This window comes from Staphylococcus sp. HMSC62A08 (assembly GCF_001839105.1).
Classification (GTDB): domain Bacteria; phylum Bacillota; class Bacilli; order Staphylococcales; family Staphylococcaceae; genus Staphylococcus; species Staphylococcus caprae.
The window spans coordinates 119,529-137,601 of sequence record NZ_KV840031.1; the positions used below are offsets into that span (position 1 = coordinate 119,529).

The window sequence follows — 18,073 nt, forward strand, 5'->3', positions numbered from 1 at the left end:
CAAGATTTTTATCTTTGGGTTAACGGTTTTTCATTTTAAAACATGTTATAATCATTTAGAAATGAGGTACGGAGAATGCATGAGCAGAATACAATTTATCAATACATAAAGAATGGACAGCTTGAGGATGCTTTAAAAGCATTATTTGAAAATATCGAAGAAAATCCTGATGCGGTTGAAAATTATATTAATGCAGGAATTGTCTTATCAGACGCAGGAGAAATAGAAAAAGCAGAACGATTCTTCCAAAAGGCAATAACGATTGATCCGTCAAATGGAGCTGTCTATTATAACCTAGCTAATGTGTATTACAATGAAGGACGCTATAAAGAAGCGATTAAATTATATCAAACAGCACTGAAGAATAACGTAACGACAGTAGTAGATTGTAATTACATGATTGGTATGTCATTTAATCAATTAGAAGCCTTTAAAGAGGCGTTACCTTTCTTAATGACAGCAGCAGAGAAAGATGAAAATAATGACGCGGAAATTCAATTCCAATTTGGCTTAACTTTATGTCATCTTGAAATGTTCGACCAAGCAATTAACCAATTGAAACACGTGTTAAATATCGATGCTAAACATGTTGACGCCATTTATAATCTTGGCTTAGCAAGTTATATGAAGAATGAAGATATAGATGAAGCAATTGCTTATTTTGAACAAGCCGTTGCCATTGATGACCAACATTTATTAAGTCAACACGCATTAAAAACCTTTAAAACAATGAAAGAGGAGGAGTAACATGTCTGACCCTACACTATTTGATTATTCAATGATCAAAGGCACAGTAGATGCTATATTATTTCAAAATAATGATAACTTCTATACAGTTCTTAAAGTAGACACTATTGAAACAAATGAATCATTTGATAGTATGCCAACAGTTGTAGGGTTTCTTCCAAATGTAGTTGAAGGAGACGTGTACACCTTTAAAGGGCAAGTTGTAGAGCATCCACGGTATGGTAAACAATTAAAAGCTGAAACCTTTGAAAAGGAATTGCCTCAAACAAAAGATGCCATTGTGAGTTATTTATCTAGTGATTTATTTAAAGGCATAGGTAAAAAAACGGCACAGAATATCGTTAATGCACTAGGAGAGAACGCAATTAATGATATATTAAATCATCCTGAAATTTTGCAAAAGGTGCCGAGTTTGCCTAAGAAAAAGCAACAGCAAATTGCTGAACAAATTAGTGCAAATCAAGAATCTGAGAAAATTATGATTCGATTACATGATTTAGGTTTTGGCCCAAAACTGTCGATGGCAATCTATCAATTCTATATGAGTGATACGCTTAAAATTTTGGACGAAAATCCTTATCAACTCGTTTATGATATTAAAGGAATCGGGTTTAATAAAGCTGACCAACTTGCACGTAATATTGGTATTGCTGCAAATTCACCTGAACGTTTGAAAGCGGGTTTGTTATATATACTTGAAGAAGAATGTATCAAACAGGGGCACACTTATCTTCCTAATTCATATGTCATTGATACGACACAAGAGATGTTAAACGATAGTACTGATGTAACTATAGCTAGAGAAACACTTGAAGAAATGATATTGCAACTTTCTGAAGAGAAAAAATTAATTCTGAGTGATCAACAAGTATCCATACCAAGCTTATATTATTCCGAACTGAAAAGTGTCCAAAATTTATATCGAATTAAGACAAACACAACAAAATTAAAAGAAATCGAACAATCTGATCTCCAAATGCATATTGGAGAAATAGAATCGTACAATAAAGTCAATTATGCCGCATCACAAAAAGAAGCACTTGAAACAGCAATGAATTCGAAAGTAATGCTTCTAACGGGTGGTCCAGGTACCGGTAAAACGACTGTTATCAAAGGGATTGTTGAACTCTATGCAGAAATTCATGGTTTATCCTTAGATTATGACGATTATAATGAAGACGATTACCCTGTGGTATTAGCTGCTCCAACCGGACGTGCGTCCAAACGACTTCAAGAATCGACAGGTCTTGAAGCGATGACGATTCATAGACTTATTGGATGGAATCAAGAGACACAACCTGAAGATATTTTAGACAATGAAATTAATGCACGATTAATCATTATAGATGAAATGTCTATGGTTGATACGTGGCTTTTCCATCAATTTTTAAGCGCAGTTCCATTAGATGCACAAATCATATTTGTTGGAGATGAAGATCAGCTTCCTTCAGTTGGTCCTGGGCAAGTATTCAAAGATCTTATTGATTCTAAAACAATCCCCCGTGTCAATTTAACAGAGGTATACCGTCAACAAGATGGCTCAAGTATTATTGATTTAGCCCATCGTATGAAGATGGGTGAGCCCATTGATATTACCCAACGGTTTCACGACCGTAGTTTTATTAATTGCACCTCTGACCAGATACCTGATGTCGTAGATAAAGTCGTTCAGAGTGCAGTGAGTAAAGGTTATAATATGAGTGATATCCAAGTCCTTGCGCCAATGTATAAAGGGAATGCTGGTATTAAACGCCTTAACCAAGTATTACAATCGATTTTAAATCCTAAAAAGGATGATAGTCGTGAAATTGAATTTGGTGATGTTGTTTTTAGAAAAGGCGATAAAGTACTTCAATTAGTGAATCGACCGAACGATAATATTTTCAACGGAGATATAGGTGTAATTGTAGGCATTTTCTGGGCAAAAGAGAATGCTCTAAATAAAGATGTCTTAGTCGTGGATTTTGAAGGAAACGAAATTACGTTCACACGACAAGATTTGCTAGAATTAACGCACGCATATTGTACATCTATTCATAAATCGCAAGGTTCTGAATTCCCAATTGTTATTATGCCTATTGTTAAACAATATTTCCGAATGTTACAGCGTCCAATTCTATACACAGGTTTGACGCGTGCCAAGCAATCACTTGTGTTACTGGGTGATCCCCAAGCATTTGAAATTGGCTTGAACACGAAAGGCCAAGAACGTTTAACACAATTAAATGGCTTGCTTACCTCTTATTTTGGTAATCATCAAGTTGATAATGAATCAGCTGACATTTTAACTACTGAAAATAAAACCATCAACAATGAAACGTTGGACGAACAAGAACAAGCGATCATAGATGAATCTCAAAAAGATATAATATTAAGTGAATCGACGATATTTAAAATAGACCCTATGATAAATATGGGAGAAATGACACCTTACGACTTTGCAGAGCGTTGACATTCTTAACGAAAATAAATAAAATATACTTAAGTTCACATAGAGATGAGTAAGTGACTTTGAGATTGATAGAGATGCACTGGTTGGTGAGAAGTGCAATCTAAGTTACTGAACGCTACTTTATGTTAGTTTGAATACGTAACTATAAGTGATAAGTAATTCGATTATACACATCATTTTATTAAGTGATTGATGTTGTCGAAATTCCTTATAACTAGGGTGGTACCGCGAGAACGTTCGTCCCTTTGTGGATGAACGTTTTTATTTTCATTGATGTACTACATTTACGTTTTGAATTGATACTTTTATTTTTCAAAATACTAAATTCCAAAAGGGAGTGTTTTTTAAATGAAAAATTTAAAAGCAAGTGAAATTAGACAAAAATATTTAGATTTCTTCGTTGAAAAAGGTCACATGGTCGAACCTTCTGCACCATTAGTACCTATTGATGATGATTCATTACTATGGATTAATTCAGGTGTGGCAACCTTAAAGAAATACTTTGATGGACGTGAAACTCCAAGAAAACCAAGAATCGTCAATTCTCAAAAAGCAATTCGTACGAATGACATTGAAAATGTAGGTTTCACAGCACGTCACCATACTTTCTTTGAAATGTTAGGGAACTTCTCAATTGGAGATTACTTTAAACAAGAAGCGATAGAATTTGCATGGGAATTCTTAACTAGTGATAAATGGATGGGTATGGAACCTGAAAAATTATATGTAACGATTCATCCTGAAGATACAGGTGCATATAAAATTTGGAATGAAGATATCGGATTAGAAGAAAGTCGTATTATTCGAATTGAAGGGAACTTCTGGGATATAGGTGAAGGACCTTCAGGACCGAATACTGAAATCTTCTATGATCGTGGCGAAGCTTATGGTCAAAACGATCCAGAAGAAGAGATGTATCCAGGCGGAGAAAACGAAAGATATTTAGAAGTATGGAATTTAGTATTTAGTGAATTTAACCATAATAAAGATCATACGTATACACCACTTCCAAATAAAAATATTGATACCGGCATGGGATTAGAACGTATGGCTTCAATCTCACAAAATGTAAGAACAAATTACGAAACTGACCTATTTATGCCGATCATTAACGAAGTAGAAAACATTTCAGGTAAAAAATACTTAGAAGTCGATGAACAAGATGTTGCATTTAAAGTAATCGCTGATCATATTAGAACGATTGCCTTTGCGATTGCAGATGGTGCATTACCTGCAAATGAAGGTCGAGGTTACGTATTACGTCGTTTATTACGTCGTGCCGTAAGATTTAGCCAGTCATTAGGTATTAATGAACCATTCATGTATAAACTCGTAGATATTGTAGCTGAGATTATGGAACCATATTATCCAAATGTAAAAGAAAAAGCGGATTTCATTAAACGCGTAATTAAATCTGAGGAAGAACGATTCCATGAAACGCTTGAAGAAGGCTTAGCGATTTTAAATCAATTCATCGAGAAAGCTAAGAAAGATAATCATGAGATTAAAGGTGAAGATGCTTTCAAATTATATGATACGTATGGCTTCCCAGTTGAATTAACTGAAGAATTAGCCACTCAAGAAGGATTAACTGTTGATATGGCTACATTTGAAAATGAAATGCAACAACAAAGAGATCGTGCAAGACAAGCACGTCAAAATTCTCAATCAATGCAAATTCAAAGTGAAGTGCTTAAAAACATTACAGATGACAGTACATTCGTCGGATACGAAACAACTGATTATCAATCAACTATCACACATCTCAATTACAATGGTGAAGAAGTTGAATCAGCTGAAGCGGGTGAAACAGTTTATTTTATTTTAAAAGAAACGCCGTTCTATGCGGTAAGCGGTGGTCAAGTTGCTGATGAAGGTACGGTTGGAAATGAGAATTTTGAAATTGCAGTTACTGAAGTGACTAAAGCACCTAATGGACAAAATCTTCACAAAGGTACAGTACAATTTGGACAAGCTACAGTTGGCGCAGAAGTAGATGCAAGTGTCAATAAAGATGAACGTCGCGCTATTCAGAAGAACCATAGTGCCACACACTTATTACATCAAGCATTGAAAGAAGTATTAGGAGATCATGTCAACCAAGCAGGTTCATTAGTAGAAGCTGACCGATTACGTTTTGACTTTTCACACTTTGGTCCAATGTCTCAAGAAGAAATTGATCAAGTTGAACGAAGAGTGAATGAAGAAATTTGGAGAGGCATAGATGTGCGCATACAAGAAATGGGCATTGATGAAGCGAAATCAATGGGTGCAATGGCTTTATTTGGAGAAAAATATGGCGACATCGTACGTGTAGTTAACATGGCACCATTTTCAATTGAATTATGTGGAGGTATACATGTAAACAATACCTCTGAAATAGGCCTTTTCAAAATAGTAAGTGAGTCTGGTACTGGCGCAGGCGTAAGACGTATTGAAGCACTTACTGGCAAATCAGCATTCTTATACCTTGAAGACATACAATCTAAATTCAATACAATTAAAAATAATGTTAAAGTTAAATCAGATGATCAAGTTGTTGGCAAGATTACTCAGTTACAAGAAGAAGAGAAGAACTTACTAAAACAACTAGAACAACGTAATAAAGAAATTACTTCTCTTAAAATGGGTAATATCGAGGACCAAGTAGAAACTATCAATGATTTAAAAGTGTTAGCAACTGAAGTAGACGTTCCTAATGCAAAAGCAATTCGCTCAACGATGGATGATTTCAAATCTAAATTACAAGATGCGATTATCGTATTAGCAAGTAATGTTGATGGTAAAGTGTCAATCATCGCAACTGTGCCTAAGTCATTAACTGATCAAGTTAAAGCTGGCGACTTAATTAAAAATATGGCACCAATAGTAGGAGGAAAAGGTGGCGGCCGCCCTGATATGGCTCAAGGTGGCGGCACTCAACCTGAGAAGATAACAGAAGCATTACGCTTTATTAAAGATTATATTAAAAATCTATAACTTAATTTCATAATATTGTAGAATTATAATGAATGATAATACGCATAAAAAGGAGTGTCACGTATGGAAAATTTTGATAAAACAATGAAATTTGACTATGAAGAAATTCCGAAAGAAGATGTCAAAGCAGTACTTAAAAATGTACACCGTACATTGGAAGAAAGAGGATATAATGCCGTGAATCAAATAGTAGGTTATTTGCTTTCTGGCGATCCGGCTTACATTCCACGCCAAAATGAAGCAAGAAACCAAATTCGCCATATTGATAGAGATGTCATTATGGAAGAGCTTGTCTCTTATTATTTAAAAGAGTCTGACCAATAAATATGTTAAAACATAAAATTATTGGCTTAGACGTGGGAAGCAAAACTGTTGGCATTGCTATAAGTGACCTAATGGGATGGACTGCCCAAGGTTTAGACACACTCCGAATCAACGAAGAACAAAATGAATTAGGTATAGAAAAGTTAGTAGAAATTATTCAAGATAACCAAGTAGGCACCGTCGTCATCGGTTTACCAAAGAATATGAATAATTCTATTGGATTTCGTGGTGAGGCTTCGTTACAATACAAGGAGAAGCTTCAAGAAGCCTTACCATCCATAGAAATAATTATGTGGGATGAACGATTAAGCACAATGGCTGCTGAACGATCGCTTTTAGAAGCGGATGTTTCTAGACAAAAACGTAAAAAAGTAATAGATAAAATGGCAGCTGTGTTTATATTACAAGGCTATTTAGACTCTATCCAATAAAGGAGATATAAAAAATGACTGAACATAACCATAACCATGAACACAATCATGATTCTGATTTAAACATTAACAACGAGGAAGAATTATTAACTTTATTCGATGAAGATGGCAATGAAGTTTTATATCGTAAAATGTTAGAATTTTATCATCCTGAATTCAAAAAAGAATATGTTGTATTAGCTGAAGAAGGTGCACAATCAGACGAAGACGATATGATTGAACTTGTACCAATGATTAACGAACCTGACGAATCTGGAGATGGCGGTAAATTAGTACCGATCGAAACAGATGAGGAATGGGATATGATCGAAGAGGTAGTGAATACAGAAATCAATGAATAATTGATTTAAATGGTAGCACAGCTGGGGAGATTATCCCCTGAAAATGATAGCAGTAAGATGGTTTCAATTTGAAATTCTCTTACTGCTATTTTTATATTCAATACGTCATCCTTGAATCGATAGGTCAACGAAAATAATTCTAGCTGAATGATATTTTTGTCTTACTCCCTTAATACTTATTTATCTCTTATATTTATGAGCAATTTATGGTAAAATATGTAAAGTTAATTTCTATGAAACGATTATTTACTTCTAATATGAAAGATATAGAAGCACCATTCTAGAAATCAGTCATACTTATTGATTAAGATATAATCAATGTTCGACTGATTTATTTTATGTCTACAAATCATTGTAGTCATCACTGTAAAGGAAGTTATTTTAAATGGATTTAAACCAAGATTATTTAACTCAATTACATCAAAGATTAGATACAAATATTGAGAATTTAAGATCTTACGCTGAAGACAATCAAGTTCCGATTGTAGACAAACTCACTTTAGATATGATTAAACAATTAATTCGTATGAATCATACTAAACAAATTTTAGAAATCGGTACAGCTATCGGTTATAGTTCTATGCAATTTGCTTCAGTGGCTAGTGATATAGAGGTCACTACCATTGAACGCAACGAAGATATGCTGGCACAAGCGAGACATCATTTTCAAGAATATCATTATGAAGAACAAATTAGATTGATTGAAGGTGATGCACTCGAAATGTATGACAGTGTTAGTGATAGACTATATGATATGATATTTATTGATGCTGCAAAAGCACAATCAAAAAAATTTTTCGAGTTATACACGCCTTTATTAAAAAAAGGTGGGCTCGTAGTAACAGACAATGTGTTATATCATGGATTTGTTTCAAATATTGATATCGTACGGTCAAGAAATGTACGACAAATGGTCAAAAAGGTACAACAATATAATCAATGGTTAATGGATCAACCAGGATATACGACGAACTTTTTAAATATGGACGATGGTTTGGCAATATCAATTAAAGGAGAATGACTATGGTTGAATTATTAGTTACTCCTAAGTCAATAACTCATATGGAAACACTAATAGAGAAAGGTGCAGACGCATTTGTTATTGGTGAACAAAAATTTGGTTTAAGACTTCCGGGAGAATTTAATCGAGAGATGATGAAAGAAGCGGTTCAACTCGCACATCATCACAATAAGAAAGTTTACGCTGCTGTTAATGGGCTTTTCCATAATTATCATTTGGATGCTTTAGAAGACTACATACAATTTTTACATGACATAGGTGTAGATCGAATTATATTTGGAGACCCTGCTGTCGTGATGTTTGTTAAAAAGCAAGCTCATCCGATCCCTCTTCATTGGGATGCTGAAACACTTGTGACTAACTATTTCCAATGTAATTATTGGGGTAAGAAGGGCGCATCAAGAGCGGTACTCGCTAGAGAATTGAGTTTAGATGAAATCATCAATATTAAAGAAAATGCCAATGTTGAAATAGAAGTACAAGTGCATGGAATGACATGTATGTTCCAATCTAAACGCATGCTTTTAGGTAATTATTATACTTTTCAAGATAGACAGATGAAAATTCAACGTAATGAATCGCAGAATGATTTACTACTATATGATGAAGAACGCGACAATAAATATCCTGTATTCGAGGATTATAATGGTACGCACATTATGTCTCCAAATGATATATGCTTAATTGAAGAATTAGAACCATTCTTTGAAGCAGGTATTGATGCGTTTAAAATTGATGGTGTTTTACAAAGTGAAGCGTATATCAATGTGGTTACAGAACAATATAGAGAAGCTATTGATTTATATAACGAAGATCCAGAAGCTTATGACGATGAAAAATTCATGTTAGTTGATCCTATTGAGGAGATTCAACCTGAACATCGCCCATTTGACGAAGGTTTCTTATATAAGCAAACGGTATATTAGGGAGGCTTATCATTACAAATGAAAACTTTAGAAGAAGTTCAATCAAGTTCAAAAACCAAAATGAAAAAGCCGGAATTACTCGCACCAGCTGGTAACTTAGAGAAACTTAAAATTGCTGTACACTATGGTGCTGACGCAGTATTTCTAGGTGGTCAAGAGTACGGTTTACGCTCAAATGCAGATAATTTCACTATGGAAGAAATTGCAGAAGGTGTGGCTTTTGCGAACCGTTATGGTGCTAAATTTACGTGACTACCAATATAATTGCACATGATGAGAATATTGACGGTTTAGAAGATTATCTACGTGAATTAGATGCTACTGGCGCAACTGGAATTATTGTTGCTGATCCACTTATTATTGAAACATGTAAAGAAGTCGCACCCCGTTTAGAAATTCATCTATCAACACAACAATCACTTTCAAACTACAAGGCAGTTGAATTTTGGAAAGAAGAAGGGCTAGACCGTGTCGTATTAGCCCGAGAAACAGGCGCAATGGAAATGAAAGAGATGAAAGAGAAAGTTGATATTGAGATAGAAGCTTTCATTCATGGAGCAATGTGTATAGCATATTCAGGTCGTTGCACATTAAGTAACCATATGACAGCGCGTGATTCAAACCGTGGCGGTTGTTGTCAAAGTTGTCGTTGGGATTATGATTTGCTACAAGTGGATGATGACGGTGAACTTGATTTGTATTATGAAGATGGCGACGTGATTCCATTTGCTATGAGTCCTAAAGATTTAAAATTAATAGAATCTATCCCACAAATGATGGAACTTGGCATCGATTCTTTAAAAATCGAAGGTCGAATGAAATCTATCCATTACATTGCAACAGTCGTTTCAGTGTATCGTAAAGTTATAGATGCATATGCGGAAGATCCACAAAACTTCAAAATTAAACCAGAGTGGCTCAAAGAACTAGAAAAATGTGCGAACCGTGATACCGCTCCAGCATTCTTCCAAGGTACGCCAGGATATGAAGAGCAAATGTTTGGTGAAGCACAATCTAAGAAATCAGCATACGACTTCTGTGGACTTGTACTTGATTATGACGAACAAACTCAACTAGCGACAATTCAACAACGAAATCACTTTAAACCAGGCCAAGAAATAGAATTTTTCGGTCCAGAAATTGAAAGTTTTAAACAAGTTGTTGAAGCAATTTATGATGAGGAAGGTAATAGTTTAGATGCTGCTAGACACCCATTACAAATTGTTCAAATTAAAGTCGATCAACCTATTTATGCAAATAACATGATGAGAAAGGAAATCGGCTAGTATGAATCAAACTACTATTATAGGTATTGCTGGCGGTTCTGGTTCCGGCAAAACAACGGTCACAAATGAAATCATGAAGGAATTAGAAGGGCATAGTGTTGCACTTTTAGCCCAAGATTACTATTATAAAGACCAGTCTCATTTAACTTTTGAAGAAAGACTTGAGACGAACTATGATCATCCATTTGCATTCGATAATGATTTACTTATTCAGAATCTTAAAGATTTACGAAATGGTATAGCAGTAGAAGTACCTACTTATGATTATGCAAATCATACACGAAGTAAGGAAACGATTGCATTTGAACCAAAAGATGTTATTATCGTAGAAGGTATCTTTGCTTTAGAAAACAAAACTTTACGAGATATGATGGATGTAAAAATTTATGTTGATACAGATGCAGATTTAAGAATTTTACGTAGATTAACTCGTGATACGAAAGAGCGAGGTCGATCTATGGAATCTGTCATTAATCAATATTTAAATGTGGTCAGACCTATGCATGAACAATTTATCGAACCAACGAAGAAACATGCAGATATTATTATTCCTGAAGGTGGAAGTAATAAGGTCGCAATCGATATTATGACTACAAAAATTCAATCACTCGTTAGCAAAAAATAGTAACTTAATAGTAAAGGAAGATGACATTATGGAAAACCAAAAACAATATCCAATGACTCAAGAGGGTTATGAACAACTTGAACAAGAATTAGAAGAATTAAAGACAGTTAAAAGACCTGAAGTAGTAGAAAAAATTAAAGTTGCTCGTTCTTTCGGCGACTTATCAGAGAACTCTGAGTATGATGCAGCTAAAGACGAACAAGGTTTCATCGAACAAGATATCCAACGTATTGAGCACATGATTAGAAATGCCCTTATCATTGAAGATAACGGTGATAACAATGTTGTTCAAATTGGTAAAACGGTTACTTTCATCGAGCTCCCAGGCGATGAAGAAGAAAGTTACCAAATTGTAGGTTCTGCTGAAGCAGATGCCTTTAAAGGTAAAATTTCTAATGAATCTCCAATGGCAAATGCGCTTATCGGTAAAGGTTTAAATGATGAAGTACGCGTGCCACTACCAAATGGTGGAGAAATCAACGTTAAAATCGTTGATATTAAATAATGAACAGTATATAGATAAGAAAATTTAATACAAATTGTATTGAGATTAACTTATTTCAATATCAATTACCCTTATTATTAGAGCGGGGACATGATATCGATTCTTAAGAATGAACTTTCATGTCTTCGCTCATTTTTTATAGTATTATTGATGGAATTTTATCTTAAAAGGTACTTTCGTAAATGTAAAGAAGTTTATTTAAAAAATGATAGGATAAAATACTTTTGTCATTAAGCATATATGCGATGACAAAAAATAATATGTATGATTAAATAAAAATTAGTAATTTTTTTGATATGAAGATGCAATATTTTGGCAAAGTAAAAATGCTTTAATTCAAATTATTATTGGTTATTACAAACTATTTGAATTAATTATTAAGCAAATCTTCTAATGCAATGATACAATTAAATAGTTACAGCAAATAAATCCTTAAAAATTACAAAGGGGAGGGATTTTAAAGTTGGAAACACAATTAATCAACGAACAAACTGTAATGATATATTTCAATAATGAAATAAGTGAACAAACATATGAGCAAGTTCGAGCAACAGTCGAATACATAAAAGAACAATCACATCCTGAAATAACTGAAATTATTCCATCTTATCGAGCAATTCTTATTTATTTTGATAATACAAAAATCAAAGGAAATGAATTGTTAGAAAATTTAGAACTTAACCGTTTACAAAATAAAGATGATGGACATCAAAGTCATCAACGTATTATTAAAATACCTGTACTTTATGGAAATGATTATGGTCCTGATTTAGAAGAAGTTGCAGAACATAATCAATTATCTGAGAAAGAAGTTGTACAAATACATACTCAGCAACCGTATCTCATATACATGCTAGGCTTTATGCCTGGCTTTCCATATCTAGGAGGACTAGATAAGAAATTGCATACACCTAGACGTTCAGAACCAAGACTTAAAATTGAAGCTGGATCAGTAGGCATTGCCAACAATCAAACAGGTCTTTATCCTATGGACTCTCCTGGTGGATGGCAAATCATTGGACGGACACCATTAAAAGTTTTTGATTTAAATCGAGAACCCATGACCATGTATGAGGCCGGTGATTACATTCAGTTTTATGAAATCGATCAAGAAGAATACGATCAACTTTCTGACGACATCCGTAATGGAAATTTTGATATAGATAAGTGGGTGACATATCAAGATGAGTATTAAAATATTACAACCTGGCTTATTTACAACAATTCAAGACGAAGGACGAATAGGTTATCAGGATTTAGGTTTTTCAGGAGCTGGTGCACTAGACCAATACAGTTTGAAAGTCGCACAAACACTTATTGGCAACGAAGGTCCAGCAATTGAATATACAGTAATAGGACCTAAAATACACTTTTTAAGTGATAACACGTTTACTATTATTGGTGGCACATCAAACGCAAAATTAAATGACAAACCTATAGACACTCAAGCCGTTTATGAGGTAAAACAAAATGATGTGTTGGAAATCGGCCAGATTAGTGAGGGCGCAAGAGGCTATCTTGTTTTTGGTAATCCATTAAACATAGAGAAAATTGCTGATAGTTACTCTACACATACGAGAAGTGGACTAGGTGGTTTTCAAGGTCGTGCGCTTAAAAAAGATGATGTTATTCCTACTCAATCCAATGAATATTTTAAAGAAAATTTAGGTAAAGCTGTAGATTATCAAGCCTTACCAGAAGATAATGTCATTCATGTGATTAAAGGCCCACAGTTTAATTCATTTTCAGAAGAAGCAGTAACGACATTTGTTGAATCAGAATTTAAAATTTCTGACCAATCTGATCGTATGGGATACAGATTAAATGGGCCATCTGTCGCTCCTAAGGAGACAGCTGATATCATTTCTGAACCTGTTGCTTTGGGAAGTATTCAAGTTCCTAATGACGGTAATCCTATCATTCTCTTAAATGATAAACAAACTGTAGGCGGATACACTAAAATTGCTACTGTGACACAGCTCGATTTGAAAAAGTTAGCGCAACTTAAACCTGGTGAAACAATCCACTTTGAATGGATATCAGTAGAAGAAGCAACACAACAATTACAAGAATTCGAGCAGACTTTTGAAGAATTAATTAAAAATGTTACAGAACAACCACTATTTAATTTAGATAATGTGAGAGCTACTTCTAAAAAATTAGCATCACTTATCAAGGAGGATAATTAAAAATGAATTTAGATAGAATTGAAGAAATTATAAATCTAGTAAAATCAAATGATGTTAAAAAATTTAAATATAAAGATTTTGAAAACGAAATCGAACTTGATTTTACTGAAGGTACTGCTACACAAGCTGTACCTCAAACATCTAGTGTACAATCTGGTGAAAATACAAACGCACAAACATCACCCTCACAAGCTGAAAGTCAATCATCATCAGATGCTAAAGAAATCAAATCTACAATGGTAGGTACATTCTTTTTACAAGACAGTAAAGAATTAACTGATCCTCAAATTAAAGTGGGCGACCAAGTTAATGAAGGTGATGTGATTGGTTACATCGAAGCAATGAAAGTAATGAACGAAGTAACAAGTGATGTAAGTGGAGAGGTTTCTGAAATCGTAGTTGAACATGGTACAAATGTCGAATATGATCAAGTACTAGTTAAAGTGAAGTAAGGGGGTATGAACTTATGTATCGTTGTTTGATTGCAAACAGAGGGGAAATTGCCGTAAGGATTATCCGAGCGTGCAGAGAAATGAAGATTGAAACTGTTGCTATCTATGCGAAAGGCGATGAAGATAGTCTACACGTAAGTTTAGCAGATCAAGCCATATGTATCGGCGAAGCTAACCCTCTAGATAGTTATTTAAATATTGATCGCATTATTTCCGCTGCAGAAGTGACTGGTGCGAATGCGATTCATCCTGGTTATGGTTTCTTATCTGAATCAACTACGTTTGCAGAAGCTGTTGAAGATAATGACATCCACTTTATCGGACCGAACAAGAAAACGATGGAATTGATGGGAGATAAAATCACAGCACGTCAAACCGTAGATGCAGCTGGTGTCCCAGTCATTCCTGGTTCAACTGATGAAGTTCAAAATGTTGAAGAAATTAAAGAACTCGCTGAAGATATAGGTTATCCCGTCGTTCTTAAAGCTGCTAGTGGGGGCGGCGGTAAAGGTATTCGAATCGTTAAAGAACCGGAACAGTTGGAGAAATCTTTAAAAGAAGCTAAAAGTGAAGGACAAAAATATTTTAACGATGATCGTGTCTATGTAGAAGCTTTTATACCAGTTGCGAAACACGTTGAAGTTCAAGTCATTGGTGATGGAAAAGATAATTATGTCCATTTAGGTGAACGTGATTGTTCAGTTCAACGTAAAAATCAAAAACTTATTGAAGAATCACCATGTTCTGCTCTATCTGAAGAAAGAAGAGCACAAATATGTAACGATGCTGTTAAAGTAGCTAGAGCATCAAATTATCGAAGCGCAGGAACCATTGAATTTCTAGTTACGGAAGACGCACACTATTTCATAGAAATGAACGCGCGTATACAAGTTGAACATACCGTTACTGAAATGCGTGCTGATAGAGATTTATTACAAGCTCAACTTTACTTATTGCAACATGATGAATTACCATTCCAACAAGAAGACATTGTCTTTAATGGTCACGTTATTGAAGCACGTATTAATGCGGAAAATCCTGAAAAGAAATTTCAACCTACGCCTGGTAAAGTAAAAAAATTACATTTACCACAAGGTTTTAATATTCGAGTTGATTCTTTATTATATTCTGGATATCAGGTCTCACCGTATTATGATTCTTTAGTTGCTAAAGTCATTGTAAAAGACTCAAATAGACAAACAGCAATTAATAAATTAAAAGTGGCTCTAGATGAGATGGTTATCGAAGGATTTACAACTACAGCGGATTTCTTATATGCAGTATTAAGTTATCCATTGTATGCTGAGGGCGATGCAAGAGATGTAGATATTAAATTTTTAGAGAAACACCAAATTATTAAAGGGGTGGAACTATAATGCAAATTGATTTGAATTGTGATTTAGGTGAAGCTTTTGGTAATTATTCATTTGGCGGAGATAAGGATATTATTCCTTTAATTACATCAGCAAATATTGCTTGTGGATTTCACGCTGGTGATGAAAATGTAATGAACGAAACGATTCAACTCGCAAAGGAAAATAATATTGGTATAGGCGCACACCCAGGATTACCAGATTTACAAGGATTTGGACGCCGAACAATGGATATTGCTCCAAAAGAAATCTATAATTTAGTTATTTACCAATTAGGCGCTCTAAATGGCTTTTGCAAGGTTCATGGTGTGAAAATAAATCACGTGAAACCTCATGGCGCACTTTATCAAATGGGTGCAAGAGATTCTAAAATCGCACATGCCATTGCACAAGCGGTCTACGATTTTGATTCAGAACTTGTATTTGTAGGTTTATCTAATACGTTATTAATTACTGAAGCTGAAGCAGTTGGTTTAAAAGTGGCTTCAGAAGTTTTCGCAGATAGACGTTACGAAGATGACGGACAACTTGTAAGCCGAAAAGAGTCAGATGCAACGATTAGCAATACAGATGAAGCACTACAACAAGTATTAAAAATGGTAACCGAAAACAAAGTCATTAGTAAAAATGGCAAAGAAATAGACTTAAAAGCAGATACCATTTGTGTACACGGTGATGGCGAACACGCACTAGAGTTTGTAACTCAAATTAGAAAAAAATTAACGAAAGAAGGCATTGATATTCAATCCTTATAGGGGGTACCAGCGATGGGAGAAAATTTAAAACAAAGTACTAAGCAAGACACGAATCAGACAAAAAAAGAATTCAAATTTAATAAAAGTCATAGACGTTTATTATACGGTTCAGTATTTTTAATGGCCACTTCAGCAATCGGCCCTGCTTTCCTTACCCAAACAGCCGTATTTACTGCAGAATTTTATGCGAGTTTCGCATTTGCAATTTTAATTTCAATATTAATTGATATAGGGGCTCAAATTAATATTTGGCGCGTACTTGTAGTTACTGGGTTACGCGGACAGGAAGTTTCAAATAAAGTTGTTCCAGGTCTTGGAACCATTATTTCCATTTTAATTGCATTTGGTGGATTAGCATTTAATATAGGTAATATTGCAGGTGCAGGTCTAGGTCTAAACGCAATGTTTGGCTTGGATATCAAATGGGGCGCAGCGATTACTGCTATTTTCTCAATTTTAATTTTTATAAGTAAAAGTGGTCAAAAGATTATGGACGTTGTATCTATGATTTTAGGGGTCGTGATGATTTTAGTCGTTGCGTATGTTATGGTTGTTTCTAACCCTCCGTATGGTGATGCATTAGTTCATACTTTTGCTCCAGAACATCCTATTAAATTAATTTTACCAATTATTACTTTAGTAGGTGGAACTGTAGGTGGTTATATTACATTTGCAGGTGCACACAGACTACTCGATTCAGGCATGAAAGGGAAAGAATTTTTACCATTCGTCAATCGTTCTGCTATTGCTGGTATTTTGACAACTGGTATTATGAGAACTTTACTTTTCTTAGCAGTGTTAGGTGTAGTCGTGACTGGTGTGACATTAAGTTCAGATAATCCACCAGCATCAGTATTTGAACATGCAATAGGACCAATTGGTAAGAATATTTTCGGTGTAGTTATTTTTGCTGCCGCAATGTCTTCAGTGATTGGTTCAGCTTACACAAGTGCAACATTTTTAAAGACGCTTCATAAGTCTTTATTCAATAAAAATAATTTAATTGTAATTGTATTTATCGTCATTTCAACATTGATTTTCTTATTTATTGGCAAGCCCGTGAGCTTATTAATTATTGCAGGCGCAATTAACGGTTGGATTTTACCAATTACTTTAGGTGCCATTTTAATCGCAAGTCGTAAGAAATCAATCGTTGGTGATTACAAACATCCTACTTGGATGCTTGTATTTGGTATTGTTGCAGTTATCGTAACAATTATCACAGGAATTTTTTCACTACAAGATTTAGCTAGCCTTTGGAAAGGTTAATAATATACATACTTCACATCTTTATGGTGTGGAGTATTTTTTTGTGAAAATGAAGAGACTGGGAACTTTATATTTTATGCTCTGGGAAACCGATTAACGGCGTCCCAAAAGCAGGATTTTCGGCAGTAACACTCACAATTCGACAAAATTTGAGAAACAATTTTGCTCATCGTTCGGTTCTGCTCAAATCCTAAACACTTTTGTCCCGACCTCCTATTTGAGAAATGATTTATCTCTATCGTGATGACTTTTAAAATGTGATAAAATACCAATGCTAGGACTTTATAAAAGAGGTGTAAAAAGAAATGATAGGTATTATCGGAGCAATGGAAGAAGAAGTGACAATTCTTAAAGATAAAATTGTCGACTTAAGTGAAATTAACGTCGCTCATGTAAAA

The 18,073-nt window shown here is 34.5% G+C and carries 16 protein-coding genes and 2 pseudogenes; all 18 read left to right on the top strand.

Annotated elements, in window-relative coordinates; genetic code table 11:
• Positions 1-75 precede the first annotated feature (75 nt).
• Positions 76-747, top strand: coding sequence for a tetratricopeptide repeat protein (locus HMPREF3264_RS04305; RefSeq protein ID WP_070872039.1), 672 nt, complete (start codon positions 76-78; stop codon positions 745-747).
• 1 nt (position 748) lies between these two features.
• Entirely contained in the window at positions 749-3,199 is a 2,451-nt protein-coding gene (locus HMPREF3264_RS04310; RefSeq protein WP_070872041.1) for an SF1B family DNA helicase RecD2, read from the top strand.
• A 348-nt stretch (positions 3,200-3,547) separates the two neighbouring features.
• A complete protein-coding gene (gene alaS / locus HMPREF3264_RS04315; protein ID WP_070872043.1) occupies positions 3,548-6,178 on the top strand; it encodes an alanine--tRNA ligase in 2,631 nt (876 codons plus the stop codon).
• 63 nt (positions 6,179-6,241) lie between these two features.
• A complete protein-coding gene (locus tag HMPREF3264_RS04320; protein WP_002443220.1) occupies positions 6,242-6,502 on the top strand; it encodes an IreB family regulatory phosphoprotein in 261 nt (86 codons plus the stop codon).
• A 2-nt stretch (positions 6,503-6,504) separates the two neighbouring features.
• Positions 6,505-6,933, top strand: a complete 429-nt coding sequence (gene ruvX, locus HMPREF3264_RS04325) for a Holliday junction resolvase RuvX (protein WP_002443217.1) — start codon at positions 6,505-6,507, stop codon at positions 6,931-6,933.
• Between the two features lie 14 nt (positions 6,934-6,947).
• Positions 6,948-7,274 (top strand): DUF1292 domain-containing protein, encoded by a 327-nt coding sequence (locus tag HMPREF3264_RS04330; RefSeq protein WP_002443216.1) that lies wholly within the window; start codon positions 6,948-6,950, stop codon positions 7,272-7,274.
• A 385-nt stretch (positions 7,275-7,659) separates the two neighbouring features.
• Entirely contained in the window at positions 7,660-8,295 is a 636-nt protein-coding gene (locus HMPREF3264_RS04335; protein WP_070872045.1) for an O-methyltransferase, read from the top strand.
• Between the two features lie 2 nt (positions 8,296-8,297).
• Entirely contained in the window at positions 8,298-9,221 is a 924-nt protein-coding gene (locus HMPREF3264_RS04340) for a peptidase U32 family protein (RefSeq protein ID WP_070872047.1), read from the top strand.
• Between the two features lie 18 nt (positions 9,222-9,239).
• Positions 9,240-10,507: pseudogene (locus HMPREF3264_RS04345) on the top strand (U32 family peptidase).
• 1 nt (position 10,508) lies between these two features.
• Complete coding sequence (gene udk / locus HMPREF3264_RS04350) at positions 10,509-11,132, top strand: uridine kinase (RefSeq protein WP_002443212.1); 624 nt, start codon at positions 10,509-10,511, stop codon at positions 11,130-11,132.
• A 28-nt stretch (positions 11,133-11,160) separates the two neighbouring features.
• The gene (gene greA, locus HMPREF3264_RS04355; protein WP_002443210.1) at positions 11,161-11,637 is read left to right on the top strand and encodes a transcription elongation factor GreA; all 477 of its coding nucleotides are present in this window, start codon (positions 11,161-11,163) and stop codon (positions 11,635-11,637) included.
• 463 nt (positions 11,638-12,100) lie between these two features.
• Positions 12,101-12,832: a 5-oxoprolinase subunit PxpB gene (gene pxpB, locus HMPREF3264_RS04360; RefSeq protein ID WP_070872048.1), complete on the top strand. Its 732-nt coding sequence runs from the start codon at positions 12,101-12,103 to the stop codon at positions 12,830-12,832.
• Complete coding sequence (locus HMPREF3264_RS04365) at positions 12,822-13,826, top strand: 5-oxoprolinase subunit C family protein (protein WP_070872050.1); 1,005 nt, start codon at positions 12,822-12,824, stop codon at positions 13,824-13,826. The genes pxpB and HMPREF3264_RS04365 overlap by 11 nt, the downstream gene beginning before the upstream one ends.
• A gap of 2 nt (positions 13,827-13,828) precedes the next feature.
• Positions 13,829-14,278, top strand: a complete 450-nt coding sequence (locus HMPREF3264_RS04370) for an acetyl-CoA carboxylase biotin carboxyl carrier protein (protein WP_070872052.1) — start codon at positions 13,829-13,831, stop codon at positions 14,276-14,278.
• 14 nt (positions 14,279-14,292) lie between these two features.
• Positions 14,293-15,654, top strand: a complete 1,362-nt coding sequence (locus tag HMPREF3264_RS04375; protein WP_070872054.1) for an acetyl-CoA carboxylase biotin carboxylase subunit — start codon at positions 14,293-14,295, stop codon at positions 15,652-15,654.
• On the top strand, positions 15,654-16,406 hold the full coding sequence (pxpA, locus tag HMPREF3264_RS04380) for a 5-oxoprolinase subunit PxpA (RefSeq protein WP_070872056.1): 753 nt from the start codon (positions 15,654-15,656) through the stop codon (positions 16,404-16,406). The genes HMPREF3264_RS04375 and pxpA overlap by 1 nt, the downstream gene beginning before the upstream one ends.
• A 12-nt stretch (positions 16,407-16,418) precedes the next feature.
• A complete protein-coding gene (locus HMPREF3264_RS04385; protein WP_002443200.1) occupies positions 16,419-17,675 on the top strand; it encodes an NRAMP family divalent metal transporter in 1,257 nt (418 codons plus the stop codon).
• Positions 17,676-17,980: 305 nt separating this feature from the next.
• Positions 17,981-18,073 (top strand): annotated as a pseudogene (locus tag HMPREF3264_RS12610) (5'-methylthioadenosine/S-adenosylhomocysteine nucleosidase); the annotation flags it as partial.